The sequence below is a fragment of the Gilliamella sp. CG22 genome (assembly GCF_046635725.1).
GTDB classification, from domain to species: domain Bacteria; phylum Pseudomonadota; class Gammaproteobacteria; order Enterobacterales; family Orbaceae; genus Gilliamella; species Gilliamella apicola_I.
In genome coordinates this window covers 348807-374121 of record NZ_JBIDFK010000001.1, presented here as the reverse complement: position 1 = coordinate 374121, position 25315 = coordinate 348807, and the positions used below count along the sequence as shown (strand labels likewise).

The window sequence follows — 25315 nt, the reverse complement described above, 5'->3', positions numbered from 1 at the left end:
ATTTGAAACACCACAAATCCAAAAAAAAATCACACCCGCTATTCTGGCGTTATGAAAACGAAAAATAACCAAACAAAAACAAAAAATAGTGTTGCCATTTTATCGGCAGACCTGAATTTATCGTCAGATAACGACGGCTGGTATCAACTGCTGCCGGCTGGAAAATTCAAGGCTCGTGACGGCAGACCGTTTGACGTACCTGACGGACACTGGTATCTGGATGAGGCTGTGGCAGCAGCGTTTATTCAGAAAACAATTGTTGAGAGCAACAACAAACCAATTTTAATTGATTATGACCATTTAACGCTGCATAGGCAGGAACACGGGCAGAAGACGCCTGCTGCTGGCTGGATTGCGCACCCGTCCGACGACGTAAAATGGCGCTCTGACGGTATTTATATACGCCCACACTGGACACCAATTGCCAGAGCTGAGATTGATAATCGAGAATTTAACGAGTTGTCGGCTGTATTTGAATACGATAGGGAGACGGGACAACCAATATATTTGAGAATGGCGGCAATCACAAACGATCCGGGCCTGCTCGGTATCCAATCGCTGGCCGCACTCACTGCTGAATTTATTAATAATGACCAACTGGAGGGGGATGTAATGAATGAATTGTTAAGAACAATTCTGCAATCGCTAGGCGTGATTTCGTCAGACAACGATATTGATATCACTGCCGATAATGTTCAGCGCTATGCGGAACAGGCCGTTGAGGCTATTGCTAATTTGAAAACGACGGCTGAGGCGGCTGTAAATATTAAGGAGGTGGTCGATACGACAGAGGGCTCTAGTGCAATCGCCGAGCGGGCACAGGATATTGTAGCGGAAAACGCTGACGAAATCGCCGAAACTGAAAAACTGATTGCGGAGGCGGAATTGTCCAGTATTGACCTGAGCAAATATGTGCCGGCACCAACGTACCGAGCTGCAATGCGCCAGCTGGCCGCATTGAGCGCAAATAACGCTCAGCTATCAGCGGAGCAGTTAATTAATAACGCACGCAATCAGGGAAAAATTCTGGCTAGCGAGGTGCCCTACTATCATGGAGTGGCTCGCCAGCAGGGTATAGCTGCGCTCAGCGCGCTGATTGACGGACGCCGCCCTCTAGCTGCACTAACCGCGCGTCAAACCAGCACAGTCGCGGTACGTAAATCAAATTCGCAGGCGGAATTGACAGCGTCTGATTTGCAGGTGATTGCGGCGACTGGGGTCAATCGGGACGATTATTTGAAAACCAAACAGGAGATGATTAATGAAAATTAACCCGCAGAATTTGCGTTCAATTTATACAGCTGTTAATACCGCATTTAATGGTGGTCGGGACTCGTATCAGCAATTGTATCGACAAATAGCGACCGTTGTGCCGTCAAATAATCTGACCGAGGATTACAGTTGGATCGGTGAATTTGCTCGATTTAGAGAGTGGGTTGGTGAGCGTGACGTAAAAAAAATGTCGGCCAACCGGTACACGTTAACTAATATTAAATTTGAGGCGACCGAGGGGATTCCTGCTGAATACGTTGAGGACGATAACTACGGGTTATTAATGCCCAAATTCCAGGACATGGGATATGCAGCCGCAACACATCCGGACGAGCTGACGTTCGGATTAATCAGTCAGGGTTTTGAGCGACAATGTTACGATGGGCAGAATTTTTTTGACGCAGATCACCCCGTCGGTGATGCAAGCGTATCGAATATGCAGGCTGGTAGCGGGGCACCGTGGTTTTTACTCGATACACGCCGACCACTAAAACCGCTAATTTTTCAGAATCGACGTGAATATCGTCTGCAACAAAAAAATGACCCCGCAACCAGTGATAGGGTTTTTATGACCGATGAGCTGCTCTATGGTGTTGACGCTCGTGTTGCGGCAGGGTTTGGGTTTTGGCAGCAGGCGTTTGGTTCACGGGCTGAGCTCGTTGAGGATAATTTTAATGACGCGATTTCAGCAATGATGGGGTTCAGATCTGAGCAGGGGCGAAAACTGGGTATTAATCCTAATCTATTGGTTGTTGGCCCTAAAAATCGTGCTGCAGCCAAACGAGTAGTGGATGCTGAAAATAAAGTTCATGGCGAGAGCAATATCAACTATCGAGCTGTTGATGTGCTGGTTGTGCCGTGGCTGGACTAGGAGGGTTTTAATGGGAAACATAAACAGCATTGCGGGTGTTGAGATTGTTAATGCTCGCCATGACGGCTATCGACGTGCGGGACTGGCTCTCAGTCGAGGTAAAAATAGATTTACGAATTTGACGGTTGAGCAGATTAATGCGCTGCAAGCGGATTCTGCTCTGACCGTGACAATTATTGAGGGGGGAGATATTAATGAAATATTTGATGATGCTGGTCGCCCTGCTACTGACGCTACTGGTAATTCAGCAGGTCTGGAATCGCGTGGTGCCAGCGGAAAAACTGCGGGTGCGGCTGAGGATTCAGGAGGCGCTGACGAGGACGATGCTAAAATTCCGTCAATTTCTCAACCGCATATTGAACTGTCTCAGGCGGTTGTGGTTGCCCTAGCAGAAAGTGACGAGGCTGTTTATTTCAATAGCGATGGCTCACCCAGAATCACAAAATGGCGCGAAGTAACTGGTAACGTTGAGTTAACTAAGGGTGACGTCATCGAAGCGATTGAGATGTTCGAAACCGCAAAATCTGGAGAATAAAATGGCGTACGCAACAGTGCAAGACGTATACAGTAGATACAGTAAAACAGTTATCAATCAGTTAGCTGACAGTAAAATTGACATTGATGAGGCAACTGGCGAGCCGTTGCAAACGCGTGAACAAATTATTAGTAATGCGATTCTGGATGCGTCGGCCGCGATTGACGGCTATATCAGTGGGCGAGTTTCGCTACCCATTGACAAAATCCCCGCTGTATTAGTCCGCGCTGCGTGCGTACTGGCGTATTACAATCTGGCTGACAATGTTGCAACGGAAAAAGCCGAGAAAGATAAAGATGATATCATCAGATTCCTTGAAAAAGTTGCTGCAGGTCAAATCAGTTTAGGGTTGTCGATTGATAACTCGAAATTGGATGAAGTTGGTGAGGTTGCAGTAATCACCAGCGCCGGCTCGGTCTGGGCTCGCGGTCGTTCGAGGGGGTTTATCTGATGAGGCGGCTATCCCCTACTGCTGCGCTGGAGCGGGAATTAATCGATTGTGTCAGAGAGCATTTTACCGGTGAAATAAAAACGGTTGAGGCGCTCGGTGGTGCGTGGACTGACGAGACACTGCGTACGTTGTTGAGGGTGGCACCTGCAATTTACGTCGCGTTTATCGGTAATTCCCAGAGCGATCTACGCGATTGCGTGCGTCAAACGTGGGCGTTATTCGTGTCAGTTAACGTGCTAAACGGGGTTCGAATTGAGCCTGAACGAGCGTTTTTAATTCACGACTATCTGATTAGGCTGCTCAATAATCGGCGATTCAATTGTGCTGCGCGTGCAATGCGTTTTGCTCAATCGGCGAATTTGTTCAGCGATTTATCAGCAAAACGGGGGTTATTTGTTTACGGCGTTTATTTCACGGTCGACGTGCCATTGCCGTCAGATGACGAGCACCACACAATCGACAATTTTGTTACCTATTATCACAAATTTATATCAGTAGCGCCCAATTGGGAATTGCTAAACACATTACCACAGGATGATAAAGATGATTGAATTTTGCATTAAACCGGCTAACGGCGTCACAGTTCGTGACCCTGAAACGCTGGTGCCACTAGCACAGGCTGGTGAGTATAAACCGAAAAATAGTTATTGGTTACGCCGATTAAACGATGGTGATGTCATTGTCGTTGATCAGATAGCTAAAAAGAAAAGAGGCGAATGATGGCAGTTTCATTTAATACAATACCCAACACGGTGCGTGTACCGCTGGCGTACGTTGAATTTGATAATTCACAGGCGATTACAGGAACACCGGTTAAAAATAATAAAACGTTGGTGCTAGGTCTGCGTCTGCCGACAGGGAATATTGCTGCCGGTCAACCTGTTCGTATAACACGTAGCGAGCAGGCCGTGACGGCGTTTGGTCGGGGGTCGATGCTCGCTGAAATGCTGTGTGCGTTTATGCGCGCAAATCCCTACAGCGATTTATATGCACTGGCGCTCGACGACGTTGCCGACCCAGTGTGTTCGACGGGGAAAATAACCGTTACTGGCACGTGTAGCGCTGCTGGACAAATTGCGCTACTAGTTGCCGGTGTGCGGGTTCCCGTGACCGCTCGTGCAAACGATACGTCCGCAACAATTGCAAATAAAATTGCTACAGCGGTTAACGCTAATGCCGCCCTGCCCGTTACAGCCAGTGTGTCTGGCTCTGAGGTGACACTGACGTGTCGCTGGGGTGGTATCACGGGTAACGACGTGGACGTTCGTGTTAATTATTTTACGGGTGAAACGGTGCCGGCAGGAATTGCGGTTGACGTTTCAGGTATGGCTGGGGGTGTGGGTAATCCGGACGTATCGCAGGCTATTGCGGCGTTGGGTGACACGTGGTGGACAGATATTGTTAATCCGTTTACAGACACCAATAACCTGAATTTGCTCAGTGAGGAGCTGCAATCGCGCTGGGGCGGTATTCGTCAAATTGACGGTTTATGCTGGATTGCGTATCGTGGCACACACGCACAGGCCAGCACATTTGCGTTATCACGCAACGATTATCTGTTTACCTGTATACCGACCAATATATCGCCAGAGCCGCCGTATATCTGGGCGTCTGTTAACGCTGCGGTGTGTACGTACGCGCTAAATATTGACCCAGCACGACCTGTCCAAACATTGGAGTTGACCGGTATTAAACCGCCAGCGGTCGCCGATCGCTGGCAGTGGAATGAGCGAAACCTGCATTTATTTGACGGGCTGAGCGCGTATAACGTTAACGCCAACGGGGCTGTTCAGTTAGATCGGGTTATCACGATGTATCGCGTGAATAAATATAACGTCGAGGATCCGAGCTATCTGGACGTTGAGACTATTAAAACGTTGTCGTATATACGCTACGCAATACGGGCGCGCATCACGCAGCGTTTTCCACGTCATAAATTGGCTGACGACGGTACTCGGTTTGGTGTTGGTCAGGCGATGGTCACGCCGTCAGTTATCAGGGCTGAGCTAATTGCGCTATTCACCGAATTGGAATCGGCAGGGTTGGTCGAAAATTTTGACGCGTATAAAAGTTCGTTGATTGTGGAACGTGACGCTAATGACAGAAATCGAATTAACGTACTGAGCAATGACGATCTGGTTAATCAGTTCAGAATCTATGCGCATTCAATTCAATTTTTATTGTAACTAGGGGGAATTATGCAATTTCAGGGTACTGCGGTTATTAGAATCAACGGGCGTGAAATTAAATCACTGACTGGTGCAACATTTACAACTGGCGGATTTACACGTCAACCGGTTCGGGGAGCGCGGGTATACGGTTTTAATCAGACACCGACAGAGGCAGTGGTCAATCTGACAATCCCCAATAGTGCGGATACCTCAGTTGACGAGCTGAATAACATAACTGACGCGACAATCACTATCACGCCTGACGCCGGCAGACAATGGTTAATGCCGAACGCGTGGTCGAACGGTAACGCCAGTATTAACAGTGAGGGGAATATCAGTTGTGGTTTTTCGTCGTGCGAGGCAAAGGAGATTTAAATGGAGATTAAATTAACGAGCGGTTTACAAATCGGAGATGAGCGTGTCACTACGTTAACGTTACGCAGATTAACTACGGGTGATCTGCTCGATAGTGAGATGGCGGCAGAACAGGTTAGGTTAACGCCACAGGGGCACCAGCTCATTGCGAGCGCTGCGGTTATGTCCGCTGAATTGTACCGCCGTAGTGTTGCAAAAATTGGTGATTTGGATGGCCCGCTATCAATGGGCCAACTCAAATCGTTATCACTGACCGATTACAATTTGCTGAGAAACGCGTACGACGCACTCAATAATTCGGTTGTAGAGGTGGCTGAATATAGCGCTGAGGGGCGATAAGCTAATGCTCGTTCGCAGGCTCGAACGGGCAGCGCTCGCGCTCAGCGCTCGTGTAAATGCAGCCCCAGATTGGGTGTTGGGGTTGCCGTTAAATCGGTTTTATCGGTATTTAATGTGGACGTTTAAAAATGACAGTGCAAAATAAGGCTCAATTTGTTGTTGATTTAACTGGTAACGTTGCACAGCGAGCCAAATCGTTTGGTAGCTCAATTTCAGCGATGGGCCGGACGGGCTCCCGTTCAATGCAAATGTTGTCGTCAGCAATGTCTGCGTCAAACAGGATGTTAGATAAATTTGACAATAGATTGGTCGGATTTGCAACAGGCGGCGGTTTAGTCATGGCTGCCAAACGAGTTGGCGACTGGCAACAACAACTCACAGAGCTCGGCACGAGCTACAACCTGACCGCAAAACAGTCTGACGAATTTTTAAATGCTGTATATGCAGCGGGTACAGTATACAAAATGCCGTATCGCGACGTTATCACCGCATTAGATAAAATTCTCGAACGCACCAACGATGTGTCGGGTAGTGTCAGTAATGTTGATAATATCGCTAAAGCAATCAGGGGGCTCGGTTTAAGTGCTGACGAAGCCGGAGCTCATGTCGCACAATTGATGAATAAAGGCTTCACGCCTGACGGCATTAATCAATTATTTAACGGTGTTGCATCGGCGTCGAAAATTGGCACAGGGAATATTAGGGAGCAATTTGCAGGCGTTGTTGAGCTGACAAAAAACACGCAATGGCAATCGCCAGAGCAGTTAATGCAGTTGTTGGCAATCCAGCGTCTAAGTGATTCGCAACTCGGTAATAGCGCCGATGCTGCGTCAGCGTTAAAATCGTTTGCCGACACCATCAGAGATAAGAAGGCTCAGCAAATATTAAAATTAAACGGAATTGATGTTTATTCAGATGCGAATAAGTCGCAATTTAAAGATCCTACGCAACTACTACTGGAAATCGGCAATCGCTCCAGATTCAAGGATCACAATTTAAAAACCGTATTTCCAGAAAAACTGATAAAAACAACTCAGGCATTTGCAAATTCTGAGCAGCAACAAAAGCTGTTGGCCGGTGTGAAAATTGAGGGCGATTTGCTCGATGAAAAAGTGAGTAAAAACGTCAATACATTCAATGGTGCGTTGACGTCACTAACTAACGCTGGAGAGCGCTGGGCTCAATTGAAATTAGCTAAACCGATCCAGGATCTGGCTGATGCGATTAATTCCCTCACCCCCGAACAGTTGGACGCGTACACCAGCAAACTCGAAACGGGTGTCAAAATTATTGGTGGAGCGATTGCTGCGAGATACGTCTATAGGGGGTATCGAGGTGTTAAAAATATGCTGGGTGGACACAAATTAGGGGGCGCTATTGATTCGGCGGTGTCGTCAGCTGGTGCGACACCTGTGTTCGTAACCAACTGGCCCAGTGATTTTTCGGGCGCTGGTGGTAATAATCGGGGGAAAGGTTTTGGTTTTGGGCGAAATAACGCAAAATCACTCAATGTCGTTGCAGCTGCTGCCGAATTACTGATAAACAGACCGTCGATTGACGAGCTGCCGGAGACCCACCAGTTGCGACGATTGCAGGAAATGCGTGAGCACCCTGAGAGGTTTTACGATTTGGGTAACGAGCAAACATGGCGCAGGCACCTGTTTAATCCTGAGATAGATAATTCGCTGCAAAATTTTGACAGAAAATTAACTCACGCGCTCACGTCGGCAATCGACGCTGTAGTTCCGACAGAGGCTAGCGCGAACAGAGCGGTTAACGGCAATATCCCAATTCTGGCTGGTGCAAATAACGGTCGTTCAGAAATTGTACTGAAAATCGAGCCCGCCAACGGGCTGACGGTTAAAACAAAATCGGTCGATAATATTGCCAGCACTGATATTGTTGTTAATACAGGTAAAACGTACAGTATGTACGGTGGGGGGGCGTATTAATGCTGGATATTTTGAGGGGAGGTGGCACAAAAAACATCGGCAGAGGATCGTTTCGTGGGGTGCCGTTTTACGTTATCGATGAAGCTGCGCGCACGGGTGGCAATCGGCTGATCCGGCACGAATATCCGTTGCGCGACGTTGGTCTGGTCGAGAATATGGGGCGAACCACTGCGTCAACAACAATTAACGTTGTTGTTGTGGGTGACGATTGTAGGCAGCAGGCTGACACGCTGATTGACGCACTGGATAGTTCGGAATCTGGGGAGTTGCAACACCCAGATTTCAAAACACAGCAAGTTTATATTGAGACGTGGAGCTCACGAACTGTCGCGAGCGAACAGCGGGTTGTCTATTTTTCTGTAACGTTTGTTCCGGATACGGACGAACAATCCCCTGTCGCCACACCAAACGGTATATCAATAATGGGCGCACTGTCTGATGTTCTCGGTGAGGGTCTGGTGAGTGATTTTGTTCGTGTTTTTGACGCTGTTGGTGAGGCCGTGTTATTTATCGAGGACTGTCTGGCGTACGGAGAGGCAATCGCCAACGGTATCACCAACGCGATTCGTGGCGCAATTGGTGGGTCTGGTCTGTCGTCGTTACTGGGCAGAGTTAAATCGTATCAGGCGTCACTGAGGAATTTGTTTAAATCCCCCCAGATTGTAGCTCGTGAGCTGAGGGGATTGTTGGGTGGTATCGAGGGATTGTGTCGTGATAACAGGCAAAATAAAAATACCAATCAGGTTGTCGAGCAATTGGGGCTGGCGCGTCGGAATATAGTAACACCACCCGCAGCACTGCTGGTCGAATCAGGTACGAGCACCACCCAAATACTCGAATCAGTTGAGTTAAATGTCAAAAATGCGACTGCGACTAAATCCAGAAACGTCGTAACCGACGCGTTGCAGTTGCTGGTTGATATGGTTATCGCCACTGAGGTTGCAAAAATCGCAGTGCAGGACGCGGCTAATGCCGTCAAAACGCAGCAGCCAGAAATTATTGTGACATATAACGACTGCCAGCGCGTAATCGGGGAGCACGGCAATAAACTGCAGGAACTGATTATTGCTAGTAGCGATGCGTATTGGTATAAATCAGCGCAGGCACTCAGGGACGTTCGGCAGGCGTTTGTTGCCCAGCTGGAGGCGTTATCGATAAAGCTACCTGCTGGCAAAATTATCGCGTTGTCGCAAACCGAGCCAGCGCTGGTGGCTCTTTATCGTGAGACCGGTAACGCTGCCCCCGTTGGGCAATTTATACGCAGAAACGGACTGAGACACCCAACGTTTGCAGTTGGTGGCACTAGCTATGAGGTGATTGAAAATGAATAACGGGCCAGTTGTTGAGCTCTATATTGGCCATTTGATATATAGTGGCTGGACAGATGTGCGTATCACGCGTGGTATTGAGGATATGAGCGGCTCGTTTAGTCTGCAGCTCACGTCAAAAATTACTGTCAGTGACGGAAATATTCAGGTCGGTGCTGAATGTTACGTGGAAATTAACAATAACAGAGTAATAACGGGATATATCGATGACGTTGTAATTAATATTAGTGATACCGAGCACACAATAACGGTTACAGGTCGAGACAAAGTCGCCGACCTAATTGATTGTGCAGCAATTCACGCCTCGGGACGCTGGCGCAATGCGTCGCTACAAAAAATTGCGACGGATTTGTGTGGGGCGTTCGGTATTAATGTTGTCTGGAATGTGGACGATGGCGAGGCTGGAGAGGTGTTTAGGTGGCTGCAGATAGAGCCTGGCGAAACCGTGTTTGAGATACTGGCCAGAGCTGCGCGTCAACGAGGGGTTATACTGACCAGTGACGTTTACGGGAATCTCGTATTCACGGGAGCAGGCAAAAAAAACATCTCCATATTAACGTTAGGTGACAATATCAAAAATTTGTGTATAACCCGCTCGTGGCGCGACAGATTTAGTCTGTATCGAGTTATCGGCGATTGTGCGGGGGGGGCAATTTGGGGTGAAACTCAAACCGCAACCCAGTCAACCGCAGTTTACGCCAACGCTGTTGATGAGTTGGTCACCCGTTACCGCCCTACAATTATCGTATCTGACGATAACCTCAATAAAAAAAGTGCGACGGTACGGGCCAACTGGGAGCGTCGTCGAGCCGCCGCACACGGACAGCAGTTTTCAGTTACCGTTCAGGGTTGGCTGTATGACGACGTCAATTTGTGGCTGCCAAACCACATGGTTTTTTTGACCGCTGAAACGTACGGATTGTTTGCTGAGGAGTTGCTGATTATAGAGGTTGAGTTCGGCGTCGGTAACGACGATGGTATGACAACAAAATTATTGTTGATGCCTCGCGACGGATTCCTCGCCCCCGCAGAGCCAGAAAAGCGGAGTGCAATATGGAGATAAAAATGTTTAGTCAGTTAAAGCGAAAGCTGCAGCTATTGGTTTCGCGTGCGGTTGTTAATATTGTCAACGATTCGTTCAAACAGCAAAACGTGCAGGTTAGTCTGCTATCCGGTGAAACAGCTGACGATGTTGAGCGATTTCAGAACTACGGGCACACGTCAGTGCCACCGACGGGCTCTGAGGCGATAATGCTCTCTGTGGGCGGAAAACGCCAGCATCTGGTCGCTGTTGCTGTTGATAACAAAACCGCTAGGCTAAAAGACCTGAAAATTGCAGACAGCGCTGTTTATCATGCTGAGGGGCACTACCTACTACTGACAGAGGAGCAATTAGTAAAAATGTTGTGCAAAAATTTGCACGTAATAGCTGATGAATTAATTTTGTTTGAAACGCCGCAAACCCAGTTTACGGGGAACGTGCGTATTATGGGTGGATATAGCGTGACAACAGGTACGAGCACCGCATCAGATCATATCAGTGGCAACGTTAGTTTTTTGAATCACGTGCACTATTGTCAGAAATGCGGGACAACAACGTCAAAACCAATGGTTGGGTAATGTGATGCAATTGACATGGGATGCCTATGCGGCAGATATCGATTATATTCACGGTAATGAGGTGTTAACGAATATTATCATATCGCTGTTTACAGATGCCAGAGCGCACGCAGACGACGTCCTGCCAGACGGCGGCACAGACCGTCGTGGTTGGTGGGGTGATACGTTCAGTAACAGAAAAATTGGCTCACGTTTATGGTTACTCAGTCGGGAAAAGCAGCTGTCGTCAGTCCTGCGGCGAGCACAGGAGTATGCTGCAGAATCACTGCAATGGATGGTCGAGGAGAATTTGGTAAAATCCGTCGAGGTCGTTGCAACAAATCCGTCGCGTGGCGTTTTAATGTTGACGGTTCGACCTGTCCTGTTGAGTGACGCTGACGTTCCGGAGTATTCGTTCACAGCAGTTTTAAATAGTATTTAGATGAGGTTTAAATGTCGTACACACCACCCAGATTAACGGAGTTAATTAAACGGACGGCGGAGGATTTCCGTGCCGTCGGAATTCAGTCGTTATTGATTGAATCAATTGCGATGGCCCACGCGGGGCAGGTGAACGGATTGTATGAGTTTTTGGGTTGGATATCGCGTCAGATTGTGCCACATCTCGCTGATGACGAAATCCTGCTGCTGTTTTGTCAGTTTTGGGGGGTTCAACGAAAAATGCCCGCCCGCTCGTCAGGGCGATTAAAATTGACTGTTCGAGGGGATGCTGCAATTACTGCGGGCACTCAGTGGCAAACAGAATCCGGATTTATCGTTGAGTGCGTTCAGTCTGCCCTGTTGGGTGCGGGAATATCGACAGTAGAGGTTACTGCTGTGACTGAGGGCGCGTTAGGTAATATGGATGGCGGCACTAAATTTGAATTGATTTCGCCTGTTGCAAACGTTGAGAGTGCGGCAATTTTGGATTCAGCGGGGCTGACTGGGGGCGCTGATATTGAAAGCATTAGCTCGTTGCGTACGCGATTGTTGTTTCGTGTCCAATATCCGCCGTCGGGTGGTAACCGGTGGGACTATATCCGGTGGGCACGAGAATGCGCCGGTGTTACGCGTGCGTGGTGTGTTCCGGCGCCAATGTATTGCAATTATGTGATAGTCCTGTTTGTGCTGGATGAACGACCGAATATTGTGCCCACTGACAGCGATCTGGCTCGTGTGCGTGAACATATAAATGGACACGTCAATCCGGTTACAAATCAGTTTGAGGGTAAACCACCAGCAGCAGAGTTAATTGTTCGTGCGCCAGTAATCAAACCGATTAACCCGCAGATCCGATTATTTCCGGACACGCCCGAAACGCGAGCCGCAGTTCATCAATCGTTGACTGAATTGTTAAATGGATCACAATTGGGCGAAAATTTTTACCTGTCCCACATACGCGCGGCAGTTTCAAATACAACAGGCGTTATTGACCACAGAATTAATCTGGTCGAGGACGTTGAGGTGAATAACGATGAACTGGCTGTGTTAGGGGTAATTACGTGGCTCTGAAACCGTCGGACTATCAGCGCGCTGGACTGCAATTACTGCCGAATGGTTACGCGTGGAATAAAGAGGTGGACAGCGAAAACGCCAGACTGCAATTGGGATTTGGTCACGAATTTTCACGTGTTGAATCAACCGCAGAATCGCTATTGCGGGAGGTGCTACCCAGTGAATCAATGTGGTTACTGGCAGAATGGGAGGCGTTTGCGGGACTACCTGACTGTACCACTGACGAAACAGCAACTATCGATACGCGCCACCACGCGCTATCTGCAAAACTGCGGATGTCGCCGTCGCTGTGCGCCCTATTTCTGGAAAAAATTGCGGCTGATCGAGGGTATAAAATTAAGATAGTGGATAAACACCCCCATCATTGTCTGCGCAGTGTGAATTATCCGCTGAATCCGTGGCGTAACTGGTGGGTGGCGTATGTACAGGTTTTTAACCGTGCGTCACGTTGTATGACAGTATTAGACGGTGTTCAAACCTATCTACGGGTCAGCGATTACGGCGATTTGGAGTGTCTGCTGGAACGATATAAGCCGGCGCACGTCAATTTAATTTACGAGGAGATGTGATGTTTCACCTAGATAACAATAGTGGCATCGATGTAATGCCGACAATCAAACAAACGTCATCAAGAATGGAAAAGTGGTTTACTGAGGGAGATGCTCAAACACCACCTAGTTATCCTGGCGCAGACTGGTTTAATATTGTTCAGGCTGAATTGCTGAATGTATTGGGTGCGGCTGGGATTCAGCCTGTAAAAAGTGAGCTAGGCCAGTTGAGTGCGGCTGTCAGGTCGTTGGTGTCAGCTGGTGCGTTTTTGCCAGCCCAAAAATCCGATGACGTAAATTATCAGGTTGACAGAATCGTCAATTTTTCGAGACGCCCAATGCTCAATGGTTCTGATGTGGTGGTTAAATCGGATTTTGTGTATGAGGTGACGCCGTCCACCACTGTTTTGAGGCGCGCTGATGGGTTAATTATTCAGCATTTCAGAGCTAGCTACCACGCAGGGCACGGTGAGATCGGCACGGTTGTTTCACTGCCGGTGGCGTTTCCAACAGGGTTTTATTTTGTGATGTGTGGTGATGGATATAACGGCTGTCACTCTGTTAGCGCAGTTCCGAATTCGCTATCGTCCGTGAGAATTTGGGGTAAAAATGACGGTGTGTATACAGATTCGTCAGTGCAAATGATGGCTATCGGGAGGTAGGATAACGTGATTTATTACAATGCGACAAATAACGGGTTTTATGTTAACGAAATTAATGAGATTCCTAGTGAATCGGTTGAGATAACTGCAGAATTACACGCAGAATTAATGCAAAAACAGTCAGAGGGGTTCACTATTAAGCCGGATGAAAATGGTGCTCCTGTAGCCGTTAAACCCACTCTGAATACCGATGAAATCAGGGCGGTGAATAAAGCTAGAAAGAGCCAGCTAATTAGCTATGCCAGTCAGCAGCTCTCAATACTACAGGATGTTGTTGAATTCAGTGAGGCCACTGATAATGATATAGCTCAATTAATAGAGTGGAGACGATATCGAGTTGCGTTATCCAAAATTGATGCTGATGTTGGTCATGAAATAGAATGGCCAGAACAGCCAGTCTAAGTTTTGCTATTGGTAAATTCGGTTAGTGCGATAATAATTTGGGTTGTCGCGTTGACCGGATTTTATTTTCGTTGTGGCGGGCGCGCTACACGCAGGCAAATGAGCGTTTTGCTATTGAGCGCGGTTTATCCCTGTGTATACAGGGAACACGTATAATTTACGTTATGTTGAGCGTGAATCCTCGGTTTATCCCTGTGTATACAGGGAACACCCTAATTATAACCTATTGTTTATTAATTAAAATAGCAAAGTTTAAAATTCTACCAACTTTTTTGTTGTTTTTTTATTCAGTTGGGTTTTAGATATTTTATAAAAATTAATTTATATTAATCAATTAGTTAATTGAATTCAACAAGGAGTTAGATGCGCCTATTCTTCTTGTAATTTATTCGTGCACCGACCAATTTCTAATTACAAGGTCATTTCTCGCTTTTGGGAATGGATTTTAATGAATTGCAGTGAAATATTTTCCTTTTTGGACTTTGTCACATTCTACTTGTTAACTAACAGGGTACAGCCATTAACTCACTTTGCAGAATTTTTACCAAAAAGTGAAAAGTTAATAAACATGATATTTATTGAATTTTAGAAGAATTTATTGTCCCTGTGTATACAGGGAACAATTTGTTACTCATCACTTCGTAATGAGATTTCACCACCAATATATGCTTGAATTTTGCCATTTTGTTCAAGCAGTAAAGCACCTTGATCATTTATACCTTTTGCTACACCTCGAATCACATCATCACCAATGAGTAATTTAACAGGACGATGGATAAAATTATCGAGATGATTCCAATCATCAATAAAAAATGCTAATCCATTTTTTTCAAATTTTTCTAAATTTTCCCGTAATGTTTTTGCAATTTTGGCAACCAATAAATTACGATTGATGTTCCCTAAATTAGCCCATTTTTGATTGACAATATTTGGGTCGGGATTGGTCATGTTTAAATTAACACCGATACCAATCACAACATGAGCACAATCTCCAGTTTTACCGGCTAATTCGACCAAGATACCTGCTAATTTTTGGTCATTTAGATAGAGATCATTAGGCCATTTTACTTTAATATCTTGACCCGATAATTCACGTAAAGCCTGCGTAACAACAATACCCACAACTAGACTTAGTCCCATTGCTGCTGCAATGCCTTGCTCTAATCGCCAATACATTGAAAAATAGAGATTGGTACCAAAAGGTGAAAACCATTGACGCCCCCGTCTTCCTCGTGCTTTTGACTGAAATTCGGCTATACAGCAATCTCCCGATTTTAAATCGGGTATTTTATTCAGCATGTATTGGTTAGTTGAGTCGATAATTGGTAAAATTTCAACACGACTATCAGCTTGGTAATACTGATCTATCTTGGATTTATTAAATAAGTCCATCGGTATTTTTAAACTATAGCCTTTACCTTGTATCGAGGATAATTCAATTCCCCATTCACGGAGCACTTTAATATATTTGTTTATTCCGGCACGCGTAATACCAAAATCAGACGCTAGCTCTTCGCCGGAATGAAAATTTCCGTCGGCTAGAATTTCAATTAATTTAAGGGGATTTTGATAACTGCGCATTCGCTCCTCGCTTGTAGACTAATAAAATAATAAAATAAAGTGAAATTATAGCAAAACTGATGAATAAATAAGAGTTATTGGTTATATCCATGACATAAGCAATGATCGCCGGCGCAATAAGACTTCCTAACGTATTGGTTAATAACATTGCTTGATTCATTGATACAATATCTTGTTTTCGTACACAAGAACAAGCCCATGCCATGGATATTGGATAAATCGTGTAGATGGTTGTGCCTAATAAAATAATGGCAAACACATCAAATAAATTAAATACCAATAATAAGCAAGCAACTAACATGATTAAAGATTCAATCAGTAACACCACTCGACGGCCATATTTATCTGCACACCAATTAGCAGGAAGTTGCGCAATAACGCCAGACAAAATAAGTAAAATCATCCAATTAGCGACTTGGCTATCGCTATACCCTAAATGTGAATAGTAGACAGGTAATAATGAATATAAAGAACCAATTAACATGCCCGCAATCATACAACCGATAAGCCCTATCCGAGAAGGCTTATGTAAAATCATTGGAACAATATTTAAACCGCTTTTCTTTCTTTTTGGTAATTTATAGTGAGTAAGCAAAATAAATAAAATAGCCAATGCCATTAATAGTGTAATAACCAGTCCAAAATAGAGTACTTCTTGCGGAAAATATCTTAACAACGCTTGCCCTAACACCGTACCAATATAGTAAGTTGTTAAATAAACCGCTAGCATTTTTCCTCGTGTACGTACTGTTCCGGTGACTAAAATGCAACTTTCAATCACAACCCATGTCACCGCACAAGCGATACCAATCATAAAACGCCATATTGCCCAACTATAAAAATCCATTGAAAAACTTAAGCCAATGGTGGCAATAGCGAAAAGTAAACAACTATAGGTATAAGTATAACGAGCATTAAAATGACTAATTAACCAGTTTGCCATGATTGTACCAAGCAAGTTACCAGCAAAATAACTCGATCCCACCAGACCAATTTGCCCTAACGAAAATTGGTCTTTTTCTAACCACAGTGGTACTTGGGTATTTAATGCTGATAAAGCGATTGTAACAAAGAGTAAACTTGTTAATAAAATCGGAAATGAATAAGAGTGTTTCATAGTTCAAAATGATTATAAAAAATTGTCTACATCAATTTCGCCTGTTGCACCGATAAAGCGGATTTCAGGTGATAGACGTATTGAAAATTTATTTAAAACGGCGTTTCTAACATGACATGCTAAATCAACTACATCTTGTGCCGTTGCCTTATTGATATTAACTAAAACCAATGCTTGTTGTTGATGAACAGCAGCACCACCAATCTGATAGCCTTTTAAACCACACTGATCGATTAACCAACCAGCGGCTAATTTAACTTGATTGTTTGATTGTGGGTATATTGGCATTGCCGGGTAGATTTCAATTAGTTTGTCGGCAATAACTTTATCCACCACTGGATTTTTAAAAAAACTGCCACCATTACCAAGTAAGTTAGGATCGGGTAGTTTACTGCGACGAATTTCACACACTTTATCAAAAATCATTTTAGGCGTGACAGTTTTAGCATCAAAGTTTTTTAATTCACCATAAGTGAGTACTGGCTGCCACTGTTTTGCTAATTTTATACCGACATAAATTACCGCATATCCTTGAGAATAGTGTTGTTTAAAAATGCTTTCACGGTATCCGTATTGCCCGTCAGTCACGGTGATAATATTACCGGTTGCAAGTTCAAGCAATTCAACATAGTCAGCAACTTTTTGAAATTCAACACCATAAGCACCGATATTTTGAATTGGTGCAGAGCCGATACAGCCCGGTATAAGCGCTAAATTTTCTAGACCAGCAATATTTTGTGTGATCGTTTTTGTTACGATATCATGCCAGTTTTCTCCTGCGCCTATTTTTAACAACCATTCGTTTTCCGTTTCAGTTATGGTAATACCTTTAATGCGGTTAACGATAATTGTGCCTTCAAAATCACAAGTAAAAAGGGTATTACTCCCCTCGCCTATAATCATAATCGGTTGATTAACATTATCATTCCAAACATTTTGTAGTTCCAATACGCTCGATACCGTGATGACATGTTTAGCAAAAACTTCAAGACCAAAAGTATTCGGGATTTTTTGATTCATTATTCACTACCTTTATTTTTTATAATTAACTTCATCCTAAATGGGCAAACTAACGTGTATTAATTAAATTGGTATTTATTTTGTGTTAATGTCTAAAGTTAGCTTTCAGGATTTTATATAACGTCATTCCTTAAATGGGCTATGCTAATATGATGTGAATTAGTTAACATCTTGTTAAATAATTGAGATATTAAATAGTTCATTTTAACACAACACCTTTGAGATTTGATTCATCATAATTAAATTTATCATTTAATTTCTTCAATAATAATTTTCTGCAAATTGCTTAACAAAACATTATTTAATCGCTCTATTAGCGAATATGTCATAATATTTTTTACAAAATCCGTTAATATTAATCAAATAATCAGCTAAAACGATGCTTAAATCTTTTCTGTTTTTTTTTATCATGTATTATAACTAACCTGAAAACCTTTTATTATAAAGGGCTCAAAAAATAGTTTTAATCGTTAAAAAAATTTTTTTGTTACACAATTGACTTTAATAAAGTAAGCAAATGTGTGCTAGATCACAATATTAGCAATCGTTATTTCATAACATGGTTGCCAAGCTTAGTGATATTTGAGATTTAGAGGAAATTATGAAAAGAGTTTTTATTATGATCCTCGATTCCTTTGGAATTGGTGGAGCCGAAGATGCAAAAAAATATGGAGATGAAGGATCGAATACATTAGGTCATATTGCCGAAGCCTGTGCATTAGGTCAAGCCGATAAAGGACGCCAAGGTCCATTAAAATTACCTAATTTAGCTAAGCTAGGCTTAATCGAAGCAGCCTACGAATCGACCGGTTATTATCCCCAAGGAATGCGCACAGAAGGTGAAATAATCGGTTCTTATGGCTACGCTAGTGAAATTTCTTCGGGTAAAGATACACCATCAGGACATTGGGAAATAGCTGGCGTTCCTGTACTTTTTGATTGGGGCTACTTTTCCAACACCACCAATAGTTTTCCTCAAGAATTATTAGATAAAATTGTAAAGCGCGCCAACCTATCTGGTTATTTAGGTAACTGCCATTCATCAGGAACTATTATTCTAGATGAGCTAGGTGAAGAACATATGACAAGTGGCAAACCGATATTTTATACTTCAGCCGACTCAGTTTTTCAAATAGCGTGTCATGAAGAAACATTCGGCTTAGATAGATTATATGAAATCTGCGAAATCGCGCGTGATGAACTGAATAAAGGCAATTATAACATTGGGCGTGTGATTGCCAGACCCTTTGTCGGTAAAAAAGCGGGTGAATTTGTCCGTACTGGTAACCGCCACGATTTAGCCGTTGAACCACCGGCTCCAACCATGATAAAAAAACTGGTTGATGAAAAACAAGGCACTGTCGTGTCAATCGGTAAAATTGCTGATATTTATGCTCATGTTGGTATTACAAAAAAAGTCAAAGCAACCGGTATTGAAGCCCTTTTCAATGCATCAATTGAAGAGATAAAACAAGCCAAAGATAATACGATTGTATTTACTAACTTTGTTGATTTTGACTCATCTTATGGTCATCGACGTGATGTTGCCGGTTACGCTGCTGCGCTGGAATATTTTGATTCTCGCTTACCCGAAATGTTAGATCTTATCGAACCGGGTGATCTACTGATTATCAGTGCAGATCATGGATGCGATCCAACTTGGGCTGGCACAGATCATACTCGTGAACATATTCCAGTCATCGTTTACGGTGATAGTGTTCCTGTTGGTTCCTTAGGGCATCGTAAAACCTTTGCTGATATCGGTCAAAGTGTTGCCGATTATTTTGATTTATCACCAATGGAATATGGGCAATCTTTTATCAAAAAATAGGTAACAGAAATTTATTTTTCAAAAACTTTCAGGAGAAATTAATGTCTACCCCACACATTAACGCAATTGAAAATGCTTTTGCAGAAACTGTCTTAATGCCAGGCGATCCATTACGAGCAAAATTTATTGCAGAAACCTTTTTAGAAAATGCACAAGAAGTGACCAATGTAAGAGCGATGTTAGGTTTTACTGGCTATTATAAAGGTCAAAAAGTTTCTGTTATGGGGCATGGAATGGGCATTCCATCTTGTTCTATCTATACAACAGAATTAATAAAATTTTATGGTGTAAAAAATATCATTCGTGTCGGTTCATGTGGTGCGATTAGCCCAAATGTAAACATTGGCGATGTGATTATTGGTATGGGTGCTTGCACAGATTCTAAAGTTAATCGTATTCGTTTTAAGGATCATGATTTTGCAGCTATTGCCGATTTTGATCTTACTTGCCACGCTGTAAGTGCAGCCAAAAAATTAGGTGTTAATGTAAAAGTGGGTAACCTCTTTTCAGCTGATCTTTTTTATAGTGTTGAACCCGAACTGTTTGATGTAATGGAAAAATACAACATTTTAGGGGTTGAAATGGAAGCAGCAGGAATTTATGGGGTTGCCGCGGAATATGGTGCCAAAGCATTAGCTATTTGTACAGTATCTGATCATATACGTAAAGGCGAAGCCATGACAGCTGAACAGCGTCAACTTGGTTTTAAAGAAATGATCACCGTTGCGTTAGAATCGGTTTTATTAAACCAAAACTAAAATGGCAGAATGACTGCCATTTTTTTTAATTACTCAAAATTGTTAATGACTGAACTACATCATCAAAAGTGTTCAGTCAAAAAAAATTTTTTCGGTTTCACGCAATATCGCTGTACAACAGGTTGAAGTTGCAATCAATTTATTGATTATATTTTAGGTAAGAAGTTATGAAAAAGATCGCATTGAATAAGGAATTGAAATGAATACTAAGTTACAACTAAAAGTTATATTTTTTATGCAATTTTTTATTTGGGGATGTTGGTTAATCACCTTCGGTTCTTACATGAATGATGTTTTATCCTTTTCAAGAACAGATATTGGATTAGTGTATGGTTCAATGGGGTTAGCATCGCTATTTATGCCGGGTTTATTAGGTGTAGTTGCAGATAGATGGATCCCTGCTAATCGCTTATACATGCTTTGTCATTTAATTGGTGCAATTACATTATGCATTGCTGCATTAATTACTTCACCCTCTATGATGATGATTGTCATGCTTATTCATTGTTTAGCTTTCATGCCTACCATTGCGATATCAAACTCAATAGCTTATTCATGTATCGAATCTAAAGGGCTTGATGTCATCGCTGAATTTCCCGGCATTCGAATATTTGGCACAATTGGCTTTATTGTTGCCATGTGGTTAGTTAGCTTTTTAAAATTTGATCTTAGTAACATGCAACTATACACAGCGGCAGCCGGTTCAGTCGTATTATGTCTGGTGTCGTTAACACTCCCTTTGATTCCGACATCAAAAAATGCAATCAAAGAAAAATCGCTTATCAGTTCGTTAGGATTAGATGCACTTGTCTTATTTAAGCAACCAAGAATGGCAATATTCTTCCTGTTTGCGGTCTTATTAGGTGGAATTTTACAAATTACCAATACTTTTGGTGACCAATTCCTACGAGACTTTAGAAACATTCCGATCTATGAAACGAGTTTAGTTGTGAAATACCCGTCAGTCTTATTGTCGATTTCACAAATATCGGAAGTCGTATTTATCTTATTTGTACCTTTCTTTATGAAAAGATTAGGCATCAAATATGTAATGTTGATTAGTATTCTAGCTTGGGTTGCGCGTTTTGGTCTTTTTGCCTATGGCGACCCATCACCAATTGGCTTTGTATTACTGTTACTCTCGATGATAGTTTATGGTTGTGCATTTGATTTCTATAATATTTCTGGCTCCATGTATGTCGAAAAATCGGTATCGCCAAGTATACGTAACAGTGCTCAAGGTCTATTTATGATAATGACTAATGGTATTGGTGCTTATTTAGGTTCGGTGATTAGCGGAATTGTCGCCGAACACTATACGCAAATCATTGATGAAAAACAGATCACAGATTGGCATACCGTATGGCTCATTTTTGCTGGATATGCACTGGTGCTGGCTGTCATATTTATGGTCATATTTAAAAATGACACCAATGAACAAAAAACAGCCGAGGCCGTTAATTAATTGTTATTAAGAAGTATCATTCAATCACAGAAGGATAATGATCATTGTCCTTCTGATTGAATCAAAAACAAGCATATTGATTAAGCTAACGTTTAAAATTACCCTTTTTAACCTTGAGATAATGTAATTAATCAGCGTGATACTGTTTAAAATAAAACGATACCTATCTCACAAAATAAAAATTGGTCACACAAAAAGTATGGAAATAAGATACCTGATCAAGGTAAAATAGATAACAACGCAATTAGCAAAGCTAAAATGCCATTAATCTATCACTATTTGTGTTAAGCGACCTAATAGTGGGAGCCGAGAAAGCACATTAAAAAGATAACTTATCAAATGAATAAACCATTGCTTCCTAAAGTGATATTACATGAACATGTTGAAGGTAGTATTACCCCTTTTATGGCTAAAAAGTTAGCTGATAAAAATCATATTACCTTCCCATCTTCGTTATGCTATCAATCGGGTGAATATGATGCTAACGAATATAAAAATGGGCGATATCGTTATGATGAAACTGATTTTGTTCAGTTTATTCAAACCTATGATACTGTCTCAAATTTTGTAAAAACCCCCGAAGATTATTACCTTATTACTTATGATTTTCTTTATCGAAATGCCAAACAGGGGCTAATCTATTGCGAACTCTTTCTTTCTCCTTATCACATTTGCGCAACAGAAGAACAGGGTGAAATAATCTGGGATGAAGAGCAATTTCATCAAACCTTACAGCAAATGGATGCCGCCATAACTGACGTACAAAAAGAATTTAATATTACCGTAAGATATCATGTGATTGGTGTTAGGCATTTAGGGGCGAAAACAGTACATGATACCCTATTATTTATTGAAAAAAACCCTCACCCATTTATTACCGGTTTTAATATTGCTGGTAATGAAAAAGCCGGTCACTTCGATGATTTTCAAACCTCACACCAATTAGCCCAAAAACTCAATTTAAAAAAATCTTATCATGCTGGCGAAATAGAATCCGCAGCAAGCATTATTCAAGCTCTTAAACATGGTGCAGATAGGATTGGACATGGCATTCGAGCGATTGAAGATCAGGAATTAATCAACGAATTAGTTCGACGCAACATAACATTAGAAGTTGCGTTAACCAGTAACCGCATTTTAGTCAATGAGTTACATGGGGATATCCATCATCACCCGGTAAGACAGCTTTATGATCAGGGTTTACGAATTACCTTAAATACCGATGACGCAGGCATTTTTGGTACTGACATCGAAAAAGAATATTGTTTAGCCCAATCTATCTTTCACTTTACTCGTTTAGAATTGCTCGATATTACACTGTGTGGAATTGATGCGGCGTTTGTTGAAGATTTGCAAAAAGCACGGTTGACGGATTATGTACTATCCTGTTTCACCACCGATGATCAGCTATCATTACAAACAGCAATCAATGAAAATAATTATCACCCAGCCATTATTAAACGATTTATTCATTACCAACATTTATTATTAAAACGGATGAAAAATAGCATTACCGGAAATAAATAGGAGATCCATATGTTAAAAAATAAATTCACTTTCACCTTATTAACCCTATTGATTTCTGGCACGCTCCATGCAGCAACAGTAGATTTAAGAATTATCGAAACAACCGATCTGCATGGCAATATGATGAATTTTGACTATTTTAAAGATCAATCTGTCGATACCTTTGGATTCGCTAAAACCGCCAATTTAATTCATCAAGCTCGCAATGAAGTCAAAAACAGTGTACTGGTTGATAATGGCGATTTAATTCAAGGAAGTCCTATGGCAGATTATACTGTCAATAAAGGGCTTAAAAATGGTGAGACCCACCCTGTCTATAAAGCCATGAACACGTTAAATTATACCGTTGGTAACATAGGTAATCACGAGTTTAACTTTGGTTTAGACTTCCTGCAAAAAAGCCTTGCCGGTGCTAAATTTCCTTATATTAATGCCAATGTCTATGATGCAACGACCGGGCAGCCCTTTTTTAAACAATATATTATTGTCGACACGCCGGTTATTGATCGAGAAGGTAATCAACACACTATTAAAATTGGTTATATAGGATTTGTTCCACCTCAAATTATGCAATGGGATAAATTAAATTTGGATGGAAAAGTCGAAGTTAAAGACATCACAGAAACAGCCAAACAGTTAGTTCCGCAAATGAAAAAAGAAGGAGCTAATATCATTATCGCCATTCCGCATTCGGGTGTTTCTGCTGAACCTTATAAAGCATTAGCCGAAAACTCGGTATACTATTTAAGTCAAGTAGAGGGTATTAATGCTATTATGTTTGGTCATTCACATGGCGTGTTTCCAAGCGACGATTTTAAATCATTACCGAATACTAATATTGAAACCGGCAATATAAATCATGTGCCTGCCGTTATGCCCGGACAATGGGGAAGCCATTTGGGCGTTGTTGATTTAGTCCTAAATGGTGACAATTCAAATTGGCAAGTGACTTCAGGTAAATCTCAAGCTCGCCCAATTTATGACATGAAAACCAAAAAAGCACTGGTTGATGCCGATCAACATATTACTCATGTACTAAAGGAAGATCACCAAGGTACACGTGAATTTGTCGGAAAACCGATTGGGAAAATTGATAGTGATATCACCAGTTATTTGGCTTTAGTTCAAGATACCACGGCATTACAAATTATAAGTGATGCGCAAATTGCATATGTAAAACAGTTTATTCAAGGTGACCCAGATCTTGATGGTTTACCGGTTTTATCGGCTATTGCCCCGTTCAAGGCTGGCGGTAGAAAAAACGATCCAACTGCTTTTGTTGATGTAAAAAAAGGCGATCTTACATTTAGAAATGCAGCGGATATCTACTTATACCCTAACCTGTTATCAGTCGTCCAAGTGACCGGCAAAGAGGTCAAAGAGTGGCTTGAATGTTCGGCAGGGGTATATAATCAAATTGATACGAAAGTCACGACACCGCAGTACTTAATAGATTGGGATCATTTCAGAACGTATAATTTCGATACGATTGATGGCGTAAATTACCAAATTGATATTACTCAGCCTGCTCGCTACGATGGCAATTGCCAACTAATCAATGCGCAGTCTGAACGAATTAAAAATTTAACCTATCAACAAAAACCAATTGATCCTCATCAAACCTTCTTGATAGCAACAAATAATTATCGTGCTTATACCGGTGCGTTTCCGGGAACGGGAAGCAAAAATGTTAAATTTAATTCACCCGATGATTTAAGAGTGATTTTATCGGCTTATATCACTAACACCACCCATAAAAATGGGGAGGTAAAGGTGGCAGTCGATAATAACTGGCAAATTGCCCCGATAACCAGTAATACCAAATTAGATATTCGTTTTGAATCATCACCAACTGAAGCAGCCAAAGCAGTTATCGAAAAACATTCGTTATATCCAACAAGCTATGTGGAAAAAGATAATCTAGGATTTGGGGTTTATCGTCTGGATTTACAATCACCGATGAATGTGCAATCTAAACATCAATAGAACAAGGTAT

General features: G+C 42.5%; 27 protein-coding genes. 24 read left to right on the top strand and 3 right to left on the bottom strand.

The window, feature by feature from the left end:
- The first annotated feature begins 51 nt into the window (after positions 1 to 51).
- From ACGH46_RS01695 to ACGH46_RS01605, 19 genes are read left to right on the top strand one after another with little or no spacing between them, the layout of a single operon-like run.
- Positions 52 to 1272 (top strand): phage protease, encoded by a 1221-nt coding sequence (locus tag ACGH46_RS01695; RefSeq protein ID WP_411603722.1) that lies wholly within the window; start codon positions 52 to 54, stop codon positions 1270 to 1272.
- Positions 1262 to 2143 carry a Mu-like prophage major head subunit gpT family protein gene (locus tag ACGH46_RS01690; protein WP_411603719.1) on the top strand — a complete coding sequence of 294 codons (882 nt, stop codon included), beginning with the start codon at positions 1262 to 1264 and terminating at the stop codon, positions 2141 to 2143. The genes ACGH46_RS01695 and ACGH46_RS01690 overlap by 11 nt, the downstream gene beginning before the upstream one ends.
- Before the next feature lie 10 nt (positions 2144 to 2153).
- The gene (locus ACGH46_RS01685) at positions 2154 to 2678 is read left to right on the top strand and encodes an HI1506-related protein (protein WP_411603718.1); all 525 of its coding nucleotides are present in this window, start codon (positions 2154 to 2156) and stop codon (positions 2676 to 2678) included.
- Between the two features lies 1 nt (position 2679).
- Positions 2680 to 3129, top strand: a complete 450-nt coding sequence (locus ACGH46_RS01680; RefSeq protein ID WP_411603715.1) for a gp436 family protein — start codon at positions 2680 to 2682, stop codon at positions 3127 to 3129.
- A complete protein-coding gene (locus ACGH46_RS01675; protein ID WP_411603713.1) occupies positions 3129 to 3680 on the top strand; it encodes a phage protein Gp37 in 552 nt (183 codons plus the stop codon). The genes ACGH46_RS01680 and ACGH46_RS01675 overlap by 1 nt, the downstream gene beginning before the upstream one ends.
- Positions 3673 to 3849: a DUF2635 domain-containing protein gene (locus ACGH46_RS01670; protein WP_411603711.1), complete on the top strand. Its 177-nt coding sequence runs from the start codon at positions 3673 to 3675 to the stop codon at positions 3847 to 3849. Before ACGH46_RS01675 ends, ACGH46_RS01670 begins: the two co-directional genes overlap by 8 nt.
- A complete protein-coding gene (locus tag ACGH46_RS01665) occupies positions 3849 to 5315 on the top strand; it encodes a phage tail sheath C-terminal domain-containing protein (RefSeq protein WP_411603787.1) in 1467 nt (488 codons plus the stop codon). The genes ACGH46_RS01670 and ACGH46_RS01665 overlap by 1 nt, the downstream gene beginning before the upstream one ends.
- A gap of 12 nt (positions 5316 to 5327) precedes the next feature.
- A complete protein-coding gene (locus tag ACGH46_RS01660) occupies positions 5328 to 5675 on the top strand; it encodes a phage tail tube protein (RefSeq protein WP_411603709.1) in 348 nt (115 codons plus the stop codon).
- Positions 5676 to 6014 (top strand): phage tail assembly protein, encoded by a 339-nt coding sequence (locus tag ACGH46_RS01655; protein ID WP_411603706.1) that lies wholly within the window; start codon positions 5676 to 5678, stop codon positions 6012 to 6014.
- Positions 6015 to 6018: 4 nt separating this feature from the next.
- On the top strand, positions 6019 to 6159 hold the full coding sequence (locus ACGH46_RS01650; RefSeq protein WP_411603703.1) for a hypothetical protein: 141 nt from the start codon (positions 6019 to 6021) through the stop codon (positions 6157 to 6159).
- Positions 6143 to 7966 (top strand): hypothetical protein, encoded by a 1824-nt coding sequence (locus ACGH46_RS01645; RefSeq protein WP_411603700.1) that lies wholly within the window; start codon positions 6143 to 6145, stop codon positions 7964 to 7966. Before ACGH46_RS01650 ends, ACGH46_RS01645 begins: the two co-directional genes overlap by 17 nt.
- Complete coding sequence (locus ACGH46_RS01640; protein WP_411603697.1) at positions 7966 to 9297, top strand: DNA circularization protein; 1332 nt, start codon at positions 7966 to 7968, stop codon at positions 9295 to 9297. The genes ACGH46_RS01645 and ACGH46_RS01640 overlap by 1 nt, the downstream gene beginning before the upstream one ends.
- The gene (locus tag ACGH46_RS01635; protein WP_411603696.1) at positions 9290 to 10357 is read left to right on the top strand and encodes a phage baseplate assembly protein; all 1068 of its coding nucleotides are present in this window, start codon (positions 9290 to 9292) and stop codon (positions 10355 to 10357) included. The genes ACGH46_RS01640 and ACGH46_RS01635 overlap by 8 nt, the downstream gene beginning before the upstream one ends.
- The gene (locus tag ACGH46_RS01630; protein WP_411598806.1) at positions 10348 to 10914 is read left to right on the top strand and encodes a phage baseplate assembly protein V; all 567 of its coding nucleotides are present in this window, start codon (positions 10348 to 10350) and stop codon (positions 10912 to 10914) included. Before ACGH46_RS01635 ends, ACGH46_RS01630 begins: the two co-directional genes overlap by 10 nt.
- A 4-nt stretch (positions 10915 to 10918) precedes the next feature.
- Positions 10919 to 11335, top strand: a complete 417-nt coding sequence (locus ACGH46_RS01625) for a phage GP46 family protein (protein WP_411598807.1) — start codon at positions 10919 to 10921, stop codon at positions 11333 to 11335.
- Positions 11336 to 11346: 11 nt separating this feature from the next.
- Positions 11347 to 12405 carry a baseplate J/gp47 family protein gene (locus ACGH46_RS01620; RefSeq protein WP_411603693.1) on the top strand — a complete coding sequence of 353 codons (1059 nt, stop codon included), beginning with the start codon at positions 11347 to 11349 and terminating at the stop codon, positions 12403 to 12405.
- Positions 12396 to 12977 (top strand): YmfQ family protein, encoded by a 582-nt coding sequence (locus ACGH46_RS01615; protein ID WP_411603690.1) that lies wholly within the window; start codon positions 12396 to 12398, stop codon positions 12975 to 12977. Before ACGH46_RS01620 ends, ACGH46_RS01615 begins: the two co-directional genes overlap by 10 nt.
- Positions 12977 to 13618: a hypothetical protein gene (locus tag ACGH46_RS01610; RefSeq protein ID WP_411603687.1), complete on the top strand. Its 642-nt coding sequence runs from the start codon at positions 12977 to 12979 to the stop codon at positions 13616 to 13618. The genes ACGH46_RS01615 and ACGH46_RS01610 overlap by 1 nt, the downstream gene beginning before the upstream one ends.
- Before the next feature lie 6 nt (positions 13619 to 13624).
- The gene (locus tag ACGH46_RS01605) at positions 13625 to 14020 is read left to right on the top strand and encodes a tail fiber assembly protein (RefSeq protein ID WP_411598810.1); all 396 of its coding nucleotides are present in this window, start codon (positions 13625 to 13627) and stop codon (positions 14018 to 14020) included.
- Between the two features lie 627 nt (positions 14021 to 14647).
- On the opposite strand, the gene birA is transcribed toward ACGH46_RS01605, so the two are convergent.
- The 3 genes from birA to murB are packed head-to-tail and all read right to left on the bottom strand — an operon-like array spanning position 14648 to position 17741.
- Positions 14648 to 15601: a bifunctional biotin--[acetyl-CoA-carboxylase] ligase/biotin operon repressor BirA gene (gene birA / locus ACGH46_RS01600; RefSeq protein ID WP_411603684.1), complete on the bottom strand. Its 954-nt coding sequence runs from the start codon at positions 15599 to 15601 to the stop codon at positions 14648 to 14650.
- A complete protein-coding gene (locus ACGH46_RS01595) occupies positions 15576 to 16718 on the bottom strand; it encodes an MFS transporter (RefSeq protein ID WP_411603681.1) in 1143 nt (380 codons plus the stop codon). The genes birA and ACGH46_RS01595 overlap by 26 nt, the downstream gene beginning before the upstream one ends.
- A gap of 12 nt (positions 16719 to 16730) precedes the next feature.
- A complete protein-coding gene (gene murB / locus ACGH46_RS01590; RefSeq protein ID WP_411603785.1) occupies positions 16731 to 17741 on the bottom strand; it encodes a UDP-N-acetylmuramate dehydrogenase in 1011 nt (336 codons plus the stop codon).
- A gap of 598 nt (positions 17742 to 18339) precedes the next feature.
- Between murB and ACGH46_RS01585 the strand changes: the two genes are divergently transcribed.
- From ACGH46_RS01585 to ACGH46_RS01565, 5 genes are all read left to right on the top strand, one after another.
- Positions 18340 to 19569, top strand: coding sequence for a phosphopentomutase (locus ACGH46_RS01585; RefSeq protein ID WP_411603678.1), 1230 nt, complete (start codon positions 18340 to 18342; stop codon positions 19567 to 19569).
- A gap of 41 nt (positions 19570 to 19610) precedes the next feature.
- Entirely contained in the window at positions 19611 to 20327 is a 717-nt protein-coding gene (gene deoD / locus ACGH46_RS01580; protein WP_267379417.1) for a purine-nucleoside phosphorylase, read from the top strand.
- A 199-nt stretch (positions 20328 to 20526) separates the two neighbouring features.
- Positions 20527 to 21792, top strand: a complete 1266-nt coding sequence (locus tag ACGH46_RS01575) for a nucleoside permease (RefSeq protein WP_411597096.1) — start codon at positions 20527 to 20529, stop codon at positions 21790 to 21792.
- 339 nt (positions 21793 to 22131) lie between these two features.
- A complete protein-coding gene (gene add / locus ACGH46_RS01570) occupies positions 22132 to 23319 on the top strand; it encodes an adenosine deaminase (RefSeq protein WP_411603676.1) in 1188 nt (395 codons plus the stop codon).
- A 9-nt stretch (positions 23320 to 23328) separates the two neighbouring features.
- Positions 23329 to 25305, top strand: coding sequence for a bifunctional 2',3'-cyclic-nucleotide 2'-phosphodiesterase/3'-nucleotidase (locus ACGH46_RS01565; protein WP_411603673.1), 1977 nt, complete (start codon positions 23329 to 23331; stop codon positions 25303 to 25305).
- The last annotated feature ends 10 nt before the right edge of the window (positions 25306 to 25315 follow it).